The 12,646-nt window shown below is 61.1% G+C and carries 5 protein-coding genes and 4 pseudogenes; 5 read left to right on the top strand and 4 right to left on the bottom strand.

The window, feature by feature from the left end; genetic code table 11:
- Positions 1 to 100 precede the first annotated feature (100 nt).
- Positions 101 to 7,222, bottom strand: a complete 7,122-nt coding sequence (xopAD, locus tag WM40_RS20035; protein ID WP_046153770.1) for a XopAD/skwp family type III secretion system effector — start codon at positions 7,220 to 7,222, stop codon at positions 101 to 103.
- Positions 7,223 to 7,362: 140 nt separating this feature from the next.
- Here xopAD and WM40_RS30685 point away from each other — a divergent pair, with 140 nt between their 5' ends.
- Entirely contained in the window at positions 7,363 to 7,548 is a 186-nt protein-coding gene (locus WM40_RS30685) for a hypothetical protein (RefSeq protein ID WP_024905776.1), read from the top strand.
- Positions 7,549 to 8,061: 513 nt separating this feature from the next.
- Here the strand turns inward: WM40_RS30685 and WM40_RS28940 are convergent.
- Positions 8,062 to 8,163 (bottom strand): annotated as a pseudogene (locus WM40_RS28940) (DDE-type integrase/transposase/recombinase); the annotation flags it as partial.
- A gap of 24 nt (positions 8,164 to 8,187) precedes the next feature.
- On the opposite strand from WM40_RS28940, the gene WM40_RS20025 reads away from it, so the two are divergent.
- Positions 8,188 to 8,529: a hypothetical protein gene (locus WM40_RS20025; protein ID WP_051504687.1), complete on the top strand. Its 342-nt coding sequence runs from the start codon at positions 8,188 to 8,190 to the stop codon at positions 8,527 to 8,529.
- A gap of 371 nt (positions 8,530 to 8,900) precedes the next feature.
- Positions 8,901 to 9,483, top strand: a pseudogene (locus tag WM40_RS20020) (transposase); the annotation flags it as partial.
- 268 nt (positions 9,484 to 9,751) lie between these two features.
- On the opposite strand, the pseudogene WM40_RS31645 reads toward WM40_RS20020, so the two are convergent.
- Positions 9,752 to 10,011, bottom strand: a pseudogene (locus tag WM40_RS31645) (aldehyde dehydrogenase family protein); the annotation flags it as partial.
- Between the two features lie 130 nt (positions 10,012 to 10,141).
- A pseudogene (locus tag WM40_RS20010) lies at positions 10,142 to 10,426 on the bottom strand (enoyl-CoA hydratase-related protein); the annotation flags it as partial.
- 141 nt (positions 10,427 to 10,567) lie between these two features.
- Here WM40_RS20010 and WM40_RS20005 point away from each other — a divergent pair.
- Positions 10,568 to 11,038: a MarR family winged helix-turn-helix transcriptional regulator gene (locus WM40_RS20005; RefSeq protein WP_046153786.1), complete on the top strand. Its 471-nt coding sequence runs from the start codon at positions 10,568 to 10,570 to the stop codon at positions 11,036 to 11,038.
- 350 nt (positions 11,039 to 11,388) lie between these two features.
- Positions 11,389 to 12,618 (top strand): 3-(3-hydroxy-phenyl)propionate transporter MhpT, encoded by a 1,230-nt coding sequence (mhpT, locus tag WM40_RS20000; RefSeq protein WP_046153785.1) that lies wholly within the window; start codon positions 11,389 to 11,391, stop codon positions 12,616 to 12,618.
- Positions 12,619 to 12,646: the final 28 nt, after the last annotated feature.

Here is a 12,646-nt window from a genome sequence, read left to right as displayed (position 1 = left end):
GCGTGCGAAATGGCGAAACCCTGGACGAAGTAATTCCGGCTCTGGTGCAAATAGGTAAGATCGTCGAGAATAATCATGTCTCTTTTTCACGTACAGCAACTCACGCTGCCTGGACTTTACCCGATTCACGCGGCCTATTCGCACCCGAGCCTGTACGCTTGCCGTTACCGGATGGCTGCGCTTCCGGATAGTGGTCGAAGGAAACGAGCATCTCGATGCCCTGCGGGCGCGCGACACGCGCAGCCGCCTCGCGCATCTTGTTCAGTAGCCGCTCGCGCTCCGCGTCGAAATCGGCGCTTGCTTCGTCATACTCGTCGTGTGTGTTAGCAAGCGGCAACTCACGCAGCTTTTCGTAGTCCTTATGCCCCCTGAGCTTGGTGCTGAGGCTCTGGGCCGTATGGAACTGGATTTCGAAGTCCCCCGGCAAATTGCCGCTGGTCAGACGCAGGTTGACGTTCAAGCCGGCGTAAGTCGCGTCGGGCTGCATGAAAGCATTTTTCATGCGCATCGCTCTCGGGCCTTGCTTTTCGAGCATCTTGAGAATTGTGCTGACCGTCTTGCCAAAACCTTCGGCAGGCAGGACGACTTCGTAGCGCAGACTGTCCCGCACACGTGCCGCTGCCGGCTCTGGTGCTAACTGCTCGACACGCTGGTACAACGCAATCTTGCGGGCGATGGAGCGCTCTTTTTTGAAGAGGAAATTGCGCCAGTTGCCTGGGCTGTCTTCGCGCAGCTTTCCGCCGCTGCTTTGCAGCACTGTTTGTAGCTTAGGCGATACTAGTGTTTCGATGCGACGGGCCTGCAGGCTGAGGCGGCGGGCAAGCGGCTGCAGATAGGCCGCAACCGTACGCTGCGCGCCGTGTCCATCATCGGCACTGGGCGGGCGTGCCGACCGTGCCGTCTCGACCGGCTGCTGCCAGTCGTCAATCTCGTCGCATCCGGCCGGCATGGGCACGGCATGGAAATCCCGCCACGCTGGCTGGAGCAAGGTACGCACTGCATCAGGCGTAGCGCCCTGGTGTCTCGCCTGTTGCGCCTGTTTGTACAGATCGTGATAGCGCTCTTTCAGCACGAGGGTTTGCTCCGTGTGGAACTGGACTTCCCAGAGCAGGCCGTCGTGCGGGTCCTGCAGGGTCACGCTCAATGCCCGGAACGCGCTGGCCCGATGGTTGAAGTGATTGGTGCGCATGGTCATCGCATGTCCATGCGAATCGAGGCCCGCGAGAATCCGGCGGCATGCCGCTGCGAATATCTGGGGTGGCAGCACGATGCTGTAGCGCAAGGCATCGTTCACCTCTGCGGCGGCGTCCGAAATACCTAGCTGTTTTCCGGCAGTCAGATACATCAGCTTTTCCCGCAGCGAACCCGTCGATTTGACGGCATGCTCGAGTCCGGCGAGGCGCACCGCCCCTGCGTCGGGGCCGGCCCACGCGCGCAGGTTGGCTTGCAGCAGCGGCGTGACCCGCGCGTTGGCCGCGCGTGCGCGATCGTGGAAGGTCGCGGCCACGCGGTCGATCTGTCCGGGCAAGGCCGCTTGTACCCGTTCGGCCGGCGTAGGCGGTGAAGCCAGTAAGCCCGCCTGTTGAAGCGTTCCCACCGCATCCTCCATGACGCCTGCTGCGAGCGTGGGAATGCGCTTCAGCGCCACCACGGCGCGCTGTGGATCGAAGCGACTGTCGCGAAACTCATGCGCGGTCCGCTTGGTGTGCGGCACCTGCCGTACCCGGTCGGGGTAGGTCCGTTCGATGACACCGCATTGCTCCATGAGGGTCGAGAAGAGGTCGGTGCCGGTGTCCGATTTCAACGCATCGGTGCCGACCTTCACGGCGAGGGTGAAGAGGTTGCGGATCGTGAGTTCCGGCTCGTCGTCCACGTAGCCGGGCTGTCCGTTGGGGAACTGCTCGTGCGACAGGCGGCACACCGGATAGTGATCCAGAATCGCGTGAATGCGCGACGGCGTGTCCGTCGCCGCGGCCCAGGCGTCCGCGAGCGCGCTGAATCGTTGCGCCAGGTCCGCGGAGACTGATGGCGCGGGCTGCATCGCTCGCGCGCCGGCGGTACCGAGCTGCGTGGTCAGCGTATGCAGCAGCACCGCGACCTCGCGGGCGAGTGGCATGTGTGCGCGGCCGATGGCCTTGTGCGCCTGGCGCTGGAGGTCCTGTTGCGCGGGGGCATCGCCATCGCCGCGGAGGCGGGCTCGCAGGCCGTTGCGCAATTGCCGGTCAACCCCGTCGTAGGTGCCGAACATCATGTCCCGGGCCATCGCCTCGCGCAACTCGTCCGGCTGCGACAGGAAGCGTGTGGCGGCGTTGCTGGCGTCTCCGATGAGTTGGCCGCCACGCTGCACCGCGAGGATTTCGTGGGCGCGTCCGGCCTGGTATTGCCCCTGTTCGTCGAACGCCGGGCTCGCGGTCTTCGGCGGCTTGAAGGATTGCTCGGTCTTGCGCCGGGCGCTGCGTTCTTCCATCACCTGACGGATATGCACGGCCAGCTTGGGATAGCCAGCGTAGACAAATGCGTCGTCACCGTCCGTATCCATGTTGCGCTTGCGCAGTTCGGGGATCGGCAGTGCGCCGAGGCGCCCCGGCATCAGAATGTCCTTGACGCGTAGACTGCCGGTGCTGAGCATCGCGTCCGGTAGCGCAACACGGTCGCGCCGCTTCGTCCAGCGCGACAACACCTTGAGGTCTTCTCTCGAGCAGACGAGATCCATGCCGTCGTGCGCGGACGACCAGTATCCGGGCGGTGGAATGATCAGCATGCCTTTGCTGTGCAACATGTCCTCGGCTTTTCCGGAATCGTCGTCGAAACCGGTATAGCTGTACTGGATGGCGAAGCACGCGTCGAGGAAACCGGCAGTGGCATCGCCCTTGGCGGGCGTGCCTGTGCGCGCCGCCGGGATAGGCAACAGGTTCTCCTTGTCGTAAGGCGGTTTGCCGACGAGCAGGTCTCCTTCCGGGTGCTCGAAGCCCACCATCGGAATGGTGGGCAGATACAGTTTGTCGTCGGCCGACGGCACGGCGCGGATGCGCCGACCCTCATAGCCGCCGCTGATGGTCATCTGGTACAGCGCGAGAAGGTCTACCGCATCGGGCGAGAGCGCGGTCGCCTGCGTGCCCGCGGTGCCGGGCACCTGGCACTGCTCGCGCAGCTTGTCCAGCTTGCGCTGCATCGCGTCGTGTGCTTCCGCGAGGACCGCTTCGTCGCGTGGAAAATGCATCAGTGCCTGCGGCGGCATCGCGTTGAACCCCAGCGCGTGATCGGCGACGAGTTCCCGCTGCGCGGGCGTGGCGCGCCGCTCCTTCACGGCTTGCCAGGCCTCGATGTGCTGGCGCACTGCGGGAATGCGGAGGGCCACCTCCCATTTCATGAAGCCGCAGCCATCGTCCGGGCACAGCGCTATGCGCGTGCCGTCGGGTCCCTTGAGTTTGAACGGATGCTGCTCGCCGGGCACTTTCACATCCGCGAACCAGCCCACGCGCAAGGTCCCCTCAACCACATTATCGGGAGGCACCATTTCCAGTAGCGCGCGTTGCATCCGGGACCAGTCCTCCCGCTGCGGCGCCAGCTTTTGCGTCAGCGTCATGAACGCGCTGCCGGGCGCGCTATCGGCATACCGCAGGGCCGGTAGCACGGAGGCAGGCGGTTGATGGCCCGCCAGGATGTTCTTCACTTGCCGCATGCGCCCGCGCGTAAACCGACTGCCGCCGAACAGGTCGAAGCGCCAGGGTTCGCCCTGGTACTGAAAGGTGCGCGCCAGCATGAAGGCGCTCAGCGTGCCCGGTAGCTGCACTTCCACAAGCGGCATGCCAGTCAGGCGCGCAAAAAACGAATAGGGCGGCTGGTCACCTTCGTCAACCTTGAGTTCGCGGCCGCGCAGATCGACCGTGACATGACGGGTAGCGCCGATGCCTTCCGTCACAGGGCGGACTTGCCCCGGCACGGTACGCATGTGTGCATGCGTACTGGCCAGATCGAAGCTGGTGGGCGGGTGGCGCTGCGTGATGGTCTTCAGTTCCTTGCCGATGCGCAGGTCCAGCGCGCTCAGGACGTCGTCGCCCGCCTCGATCTGGGCGATGAGGTTCCAGCTCATCTCCTGTAGGTCTGTTTCTATCACGTCGCGCGTGCGAGCGAGCGTGGTGTCGACCCATTGCTTGAGTGTGCCTTGCCGGTCCAGCACCACCTGACGGTTGCCCTGGATATAGCGGGGCTTCCACTGCCGGGCGACCAGCGCGTACGCCTTCAGGATCTGGTAGAACGTCAGCGCAGGGCAGCGCGTGCCGCAGGCTTCCCGCCGCCCATCCGTCGCGAGCAGGGCCGAGCCCGGCGCCGACGTGCCATGCCGCATATAGCCGTCAATTTTGCGTGCAACAATGGGCTGCAAGGCTTCGAAAGCCTTCAATGCCGGGACGCGATGCCGGACGAGTTCGGGGCTGCGGGCGAGCGGTAGCAGCCCGAGACACAGGTTGCCGACGGTTTCGAGTGGCTCGTCGCGCAGTCGCGTCTCGCGGCACAGTGCCGTAACCCGATGCAGTGCCGGACTAGCCAGCGGGCGCAGTTCGCGCAGCATTCTCAGGCGGGCAAACGCCTTGAACAGAATGCCGATATGGCCTGATCCCGTGCCTTCGAAACACTCTGGATGCAATTCGAGATGGACGGCAAGGCCCGCGAGGCCCGCCCGCGCCCGCTCGAAATCCTCGCCTTCATTCCCGACCACGCGCGCGAACGCGTTGCTGATCTGGGCCATGTCCGCCATGTTGAAAGCGCGCCATGGGAGGTTGCCCCGCCCCGGCAGGGTGGAGAGTCGCCAGAAGGCCTGCATGGCCTCCGGCTCGCTTTGCCACTTCGTCAGCGTATTCAGTGTACTCGCCAAGCTTTGCGGGTCGTAGGTCATCTGCAGTGCGGTATCCGTGGCCAGCCGGCCGGCGAGTTCGCGGGTCGCCTGCTTTGCCCGGTCGTCACCCGGCCATTTGGAGAGTGCGCTCAGGGCGTTGCTCACTGCTTGCACATCCCCAGCTTCCAGCAATAGCGGTTCTGTGGCGATACGCTCGGCCAGCGCGAGCGCGAGCTGCGCGGTCCAGTTCTCATCGGACCACTTGCTCAGGTAGAAAAGCGTACTGGACGTATGCCGAGCGTTCAGCGCCCTCGCCTTGCCGGCCGGTTCCGCCATCAGGTGCGCGGCAATCGCACGCGCGGCGTGTCCGGCTTGTGCTTCATCGGGCCACCGGCTCAACGCACTCAGCGCGTTAATGGCTTGTTGCATGTCCATGGCCGCTATCAGCTCGCCCTCCCGTGCCACACGGGTCGCCAGCCGCATGGCGACCTGCTTCGCCGTGTCCTGCTGGGGCCACTTGCGCAACGCATGGAGTAGCGTGGCAACGCCTTGCGCGTTCAGCGATGGCAGCAGACTGGGCTCGACGATGAGGCGCGTGGACAGCAGCAACGCTGTCCGGCCAATCTGTGCGTCGTCGGGCCATTGGGCCAGGGCGTCGACGCAGTTGACAAGTTCCTGCTGACCCAGTTGGGCGCGCAGTTGCGGCACTGTCTCGAGGCGCGCGGCCAGCACCAGCGCGGTCCGTCTGGCTCCCTCCGCGTCCGGCCACTTGCGCAGCGCGTTCAGCGCGTTGGCAATTTGTTGCTGTCCCAACGCAGGCAACAGCTCAGGTTCCATCAAGAGGCGCGAAGCAAGCAGCAGCGCGGCTTGCTTCATCGCCTCCTCGTGCGGCCACTTGCTCAGAGCATTCAGCGTGCTGGTGAATTCCTGCGCTTTAAGTGCCCGACGCAGATGCGGCTCCACGGCAAGGCGCTCCGTCAGAAGATGAGCCGCCTCGGTCGCGGGCTTTTCCCCGCACCACTTGCTCAGCGCGTTCAGTACATTCGCGACGCCCTGTGCCTCTAGCGCGTGCAGCAGCCGGGGCTCGGCGACGAGCCGCTCGGCGAGCAGCAGGGCGGCCTGTTTCGCCAAGCTCTCCTCCGGCAATTTGCTCAGCGCATTCAGCGCGTTGGCCACACCCTGCGCGTCGAGCTGCCGGCGCAATTGGGGTTCGTTCTTCAGACGGGCGGCCAGCAGCAGCATCGCCTGGCTGGCGGCTTCGCGGTGTGACCACTTGCTCAACGCGTTCAGCGAATTGTGCACCTCCTGCGCACGCATCGAAAGCCGCAGATCGGGCTGTTCGACCAACCGTCCCGCCAATTGCAGCGCTGGCTGCTCCGCCCGGGCCTCTCCCGGCCATTTGCTTAGCGCATTGAGCACGTTGGCGACGCCTTGACCATCGAACGCCAGTCGCAGCTTCGGTGTCGCCGCTAGGAAATCGGCCAGTTGCAATGCGAAGTATTTCGCGTCGTCGTGGGTCGGCCACTTGCTTAGCGCGTTCAACAGCATGGGAACCTGGATGGCGTTCAGGCGCCCGAGCGTCGAGCGGTTTTCGACCAGGCGGCCGGTCAGGCACAGGATGGCATCCCGACAAGATTCGCTTCGCGTGTTCTTGGCGAGCGCGCCCACGAGCGTCGTGGCCTCCCTGTCACTCAACCGATGCAGGTTGCGCTCAAGCAGGACCTGCCGGGCAATCCACGTGAGGGCGTCCATGCACGCGCGGCGATCCGGATATTTGCTCAGCTTATTCGCCAGACGTGAGTAAGCGCCAGCGAAAGCCCCGTCGAATAACGACGTATGCACAAGGTACTGCGCCACGAGATCCGCACAGGCGCAAATCTCGCCGCGCAAGGCCGGAGTGATCCGTTCGCGCCCAGCTTCGCCCAGCTTTGCCAAGTAGAATCCCAGTAGATCAAGATTCGTTTCAGCGTCGCCGCTCGGCATCAGAAATGCCAGCGCACGACCGTGCCCGTTGCGTTCGGCCAGAATGTTGTCGCGGGCCATGTCGATGCAGCGCACGGGAAAGCCGACACCGCTCTTGCGCCACAGTTCGTGCTGCTGTTGACGGCGCTGGGTGTCTAGCCGAGCCGCCGCTTCGCGACTGAGGTTATGTTCCGGGTAGTTCAGTGCATTCGACAGTGCCTGGTCCATAGTCGACGTCGAAGTTGACGTCGATGACGATCTCCGGTCCCCCTGCACGAGGCCAGCCAGCATATTCGCGGGCCGGGGCAGATTCCGGGGCCGCGATTCACGACGTCCTTGCGGTCTGGACGAACTCGTGGCGTCGCTCGTCCCGGCAATTACGACGTGAGCAGGCGGCACCGGGCGGTAGTTAGGATCAGATCTCATGATTGACTGACGTTGGTGTGGTAGAGCGCGGCGCTCATCGCTAAAGAAGATGATTTGATGGTTCGCAGGCGTGACGGGTCCTGGCGCGGTACCCGGCGCACAGATTATCCGGCGATGAATGCGCGCACCGGCGATTGATAATGGCTAAAAAATCCGATTCGAAAAACCTGTCTTGCAAGCCTGAAGGGGTTCCCACAGACAAGATGGCTGTCCGGTTTCAAGGGCGCTTCATCATGGTTCGAACGACATGCGAAGTCGATACGCCGAACGTCGGGGGAGCACCGCAGTTGGCTGCGGTGACCGCGCCACGTCTGGCACCGCCGTAAAGGCCCGTGACGCGCTCATTGACCCTGCGGCGCTGCAGATTGTGCCGGCCTGTATATGACCCATTTTTTCATTAGTTTCCCGAAAATATCAATACGTCATACTCGATCTGCGCGGAGAGATATGATCTGGGGGGCGGGTCTGCCCATTCGTTGTGATTGTTCCGCTTCACTCGGCTCATGTTTCGTATTCCCGTCGTTTTGTTGAACCGCATTGCTCATGTATCGCGGCATGCGCGAGGCATGCCAAGAACGTCATGGTTGCCGCAAAACGGGTAGGACATCGGTCCTGAGCGTCCAGGGCCGCTGACCGCGCGGACAGACGGCGGAAGTATCCGTTGCTTCCAAAACAACAAACAACCTCCCTGTTTGGGGCGGTCATGCAATGATGTGCCAGACAAACATTTATTCAATTGTCGCGAACGAAATAATTATTCTTATGGCGAAATTTCCTGAATCGGCCGCGTTGATTTGCTAACAGTGAGCAGGCCAAGCCACCGTCTCCGACGGGACTCGTAGCAGAAGATCAACCGTGTTACCGGCTTTGTCGACAGCCCGGTAGAAATATCGCCACTCCCCCCGGATTCGAACGTCGGTCTCGTGCATTCTCCAGCTTCCGCCCACCAGGTCAATGCGGTCAACATGCTCGTTCTTCAGCAAGCGACCGAAGGCGTTGAACTTGCAAAGCTCAGGGCAAGAGCTGCAAAGGACGACCAGACATCCACTTGCTCCCTTGGCAATACCCTCGACAACAAAACCTATGTGTCAAATAACGCATCGGTGACCGTTGGTAAAAACGGCAAGATCATTGCCGCGAAACTACCTGTAGGAATTGAAATCGACGGCACCAGCTATCGGGGACTTCTTGGCGGGCAGTGTTTTCAGGTGGCCGATAATGTTGCGGCAGTCGTTGACAAGAACGGAAGATTATTTGCCCTTTCCTCCCCCGAGCGGCGATATAGCGTCATGGATCCTGCGTTATGAGTGAACGGTTTCGCTGCACTCCGCCCGAAGTAATTGGCTGGCAAGGAAACGGCGAGTCGATTCCCCGCAATCAAAGAGACCAATGACCAAGTTCCCATTGGCAAATTTTCCACCGTTGTGGGATAGCACCCGTCGTGTCGGATATTGCTATTTTTCTTCCTGGTAACGACCTGTTTGTTCTCTTCGCATCGGTTGCGGTGTTATTGGTACTCGCGACACTGCTTCTGCCCGTTAGGTGCTGAAAGTTGAGTCGGCGTTACCGATAACGGCTGTCCGCTTTGGAGCGCGTCGAATGTCTCCAACGGGGCCAGGCCGCGTAAGAACACGTTTATCGCCTAAATTGAATGAACGCGTCTTGGTGAGGTGAAGGGATGAAGCGATTCATAGAAAATGAAGATCGCAAACAGGTGACTCTGCTTCCAGAGTGCCTTGATGACTTCGTCGCGGAGGACGACCCGGTCAGGATTATCCAGGCGTTTGTAGAAGAGATTAACCTGGCATCGCTAGGCTTTGATGGCGCAATGCCGTCAACTACAGGACGCCCTCTCCTATCATCCAGCGGTGCTTCTGAGTATCCGTATCTACGGCTACCTGAACCGGGTTCGATCGCGCCGTCGCCTGAAACGTGAATGCCAACGCAATGTAGCGTTGATGTGGCTTACGGGCCGACTGGCGTCGGACTTCAAAACCATAGCGGACCTTCATCGTGACAACGGAGTCGGCATTCGCAACGTGTGTCGCCGCTTCGTGATGCCTTGCCGGGAGCTGAAGCTGTTTGCACAAGCGCTAATCGCTTTTAACGGTAGCGAGTTCAAGGCCATTAATACTCGGGATCGCAACTTTACAGAGGAAAAGGTCGACAAGCGCCAGAATCAGATCGAGGAGAGCATCCGACGGTATCTGAACGCGCTCGAGACTGCCGAGCGTACGCAACCCGCCGAACTCAAAGCGAAGACGACTTGATTGCAAGATAAGGTCGAGCAGTCATTGAGACGATGAGGGCGCAAAATGAAGAGTATCGTTCGGCAAAGGCAGACATGCATGTTTTGATGGAAATCCGCGGTGCGATTGTTAAGCACGACGTTGGTAACGGATTGGACCAGGTAAGCGCCGACGAGTCGTTTCGCAAACGCCTTTATGACGTTGTAATGCGCTCTAGGAAACTAGTCGATCTGTCCTTGATAGTTGAACTCTTCAGATTTCGGTGCTCGCAACTATACATGGCGCCTTTCTCGCCCGCATTTTCGATCAACGCCGTGATGCGCTGCGCAACAACTGCTGCTTTCAAGTATGCCGAGCACAGAGTCAGAAGCCGCAGAGTCCGTCGCTATTAAGGTCCGCGCCTTTCCCGCAAGCTTCCCCACCAAGGCATCCGCGATCTTGCAGTCGACGATCACGCGCTGCGTCGACATCCGAATCCGGCCCTGATTAAAAAACCGCGCTAAACGCGATGCCTGCAACCGCCGAATCCAGATCGGCGTCGTGCCCGTTTCAGCGACACCGGTCTCGATAGACCGGGCCGTACGAGCGTCGATCAAATCGGCTGGCGCCGGCAAACGCTTGCAGACCCGGCTTGATTGCCTCGTCGTCGAGGAACTGCTTAAGGCCATCCGCCCGTCAAGATGTAAAACAGCGCCTGACGATGCCCAACGGTATCAGCCATTGCGTTGCTTACCAGATTACCTGACGGAACGCCCCACTTGATTTCGGAAAGACCGAAAGGGGATTCGTCGGAAGCAATCGCCAGGTCACACGCCACCAGCGGCGAGAAGCCGCCACCGCAGCACCAGCTGTTGACCATCGCGATGGTCGGCTTAGCGTACATGCGCTGCAGTTGCGATTGCCAGCGGTGTGCATCGCGGCGAATCTTTTCCTGCAAAATCTCCGGACCGGCTGCGACCGCAGCCTGATAAAGACATTTAATATCAGGATTCCTGATATGTAAAGCGAAAATCCACGTTCTCGGTACAAACTCTTAGCCGCGATAATTGCGCTTAGCCACGCTAAGATGCGGGACAGCCCGAACTTTCTGTCCACGATGAACAAAAATCACACTATGCCTGCCGAGCCCACCGCCACGCGCACTCGCCGTTCCAACCTGCGCCTGACCTACGTGATCGGCAGTCTCGATCGCGTCCTGCGGCGCCGCATGACCGAAGCGCTCGCGCCACTCGGCCTGACCCTCGCGCAATTCACCGCGCTTTCCGTGCTAGAAGCCAACGGGGAAGCATCCAATGCGCAGGTTGCCGAGCGCTCTTTCATCACGCCGCAATCGGCTAATGAAGTGATGAACCTGATGGCCGCGCATAACTGGGTGAGCCGCAAACCAGATCCGACGCACAGGCGCATCGTGCTACTTCGACTGACGGACGAAGGGCGTGCCGTGTTGCGCGAATGCGAGCAGGCCGTCAAAACCATCGAAAAGAAAATGTTGGAGGGCATCGAATTCGACGCCGCCGGCGCAGTCCAAATCCGCCTCGAAACTTTCGTTCGTAATCTGCGCGGCTAGGTCCACTCGGGCCACGCCAACGAATTGCTAGGTGTTTTTACCGAACAACTTACGCTTGCATTGTCAGCCTACCTGATATTAAATCCAGTCCACGATGCGGTGTTTGGAGACGCGCTGCAGCGCCTAGAAACGAATACCCCGTAGCCTGGACAACGAAACGATGCGGCGCGCACGCAGGGCGGGTCGGTGGGCTAATGTCGGGCATCCGTCACGGCCCCGACGATGATCTAACGATTGCCTGCCGAACTTGCGTATCGCGCAGCAGGGTGACTTGGCATCTGCCGCTCTTTAGCGAAACCGGAAAACCTTTTCATTTAATAAGGATAACTAATGTGAAGAAATCCGGAACATTGCATTCGACCGATGCCGCTGCGATCCCGGCGGCGTCGAGCAGGGCAGGCACCTTCGTCACCCTCGGACTATGTTTTGCCATCGCCTTGCTAGAGGGACTCGACTTGCAGTCGGTCGGCATCGCCGCGCCGCGTATGGCGCACGAGTTCGGCCTCTCCGTCGCGCAAATGGGACTGGCGTTTAGTGCTGGGACCTTCGGCTTGCTACCCGGCGCGATGTTCGGCGGGCGGCTTGCCGACCGTATTGGTCGCAAGCGCATGCTTGTGATATCCGCATGCCTGTTCGGCTTACTGTCGATCTTCACGACGCTGGCGAGCGACTTTCACATGCTCTTGATCGTGCGAGTGCTTACCGGTATCGGACTAGGCGGGGCATTGCCAAACCTGATCGCGTTGTCATCGGAAGCGGTCGAACCGCGCTTGCGCGGCACCGCCGTGAGCGTGATGTATTGCGGCATTCCGTTCGGTGGCGTGATCGCGTCGGTGATCGGCGTGTTGAGTGCGGGGAACACCGAGTGGCGTCACATTTTCTACGTCGGCGGCGTCGGGCCGCTCCTGCTGGTACCGCTGCTGCTCGCATTCCTCACGGATTCGAAGGCGTTCACCAAAGCATCACGCGATGGCCAAGCCAAGCCGGCACCGGTCGGCGAAATCCTGTTCGGCGGCACGCGTGGGCTCTCAACAGTGCAGATTTGGGTCAGCTATTTCTGTACCCTGATCGTCCTTTATTTTCTGCTCAATTGGCTACCATCGCTGATGGCCGCGAGCGGTCTGACGCGTGCGCACGTCGGCTACGTCCAGATCTTTTTCAACATTGGTGGCGGAATTGGCGCGCTGTGCATCGGCATGTTGATGGATCGCATGCGCTCGGGCCTAGTGGTGGCCGGTATGTACGTCGGGATCATCGCTTCGCTCGCAATGCTTTCGACGGCGAACGGCTTCAGCGCGCTTGCGGCCGATGCTTTCTTCGCGGGGATGTTCGTGATCGGTGGCCAATCGGTGCTGTATGCGCTTTCCGCGGCGTTCTATCCGACGGCCATGCGTGGAACTGGCGTCGGTGCGGCGGTCGCGGTGGGCCGCATCGGCTCGGTGGTCGGTCCGCTCGCCGCGGGTCAATTGCTGGCGATGGGACGCAGTTCTTCGACCGTGATTGGCGCAAGCATTCCCGTAACGGTGATCGCGGCAGTCGCGGCGTTGTTTCTGATACGCCGACCACGCGCCGACAACTAGCCGTCGTCACGAGAACACCCAACCCAAG

The sequence above is a fragment of the Robbsia andropogonis genome (assembly GCF_000970345.1).
Taxonomy (GTDB): domain Bacteria; phylum Pseudomonadota; class Gammaproteobacteria; order Burkholderiales; family Burkholderiaceae; genus Robbsia; species Robbsia andropogonis.
Note: the sequence above shows the minus strand (reverse complement) of the source record. Positions and strands in the feature narration are given on the sequence as shown.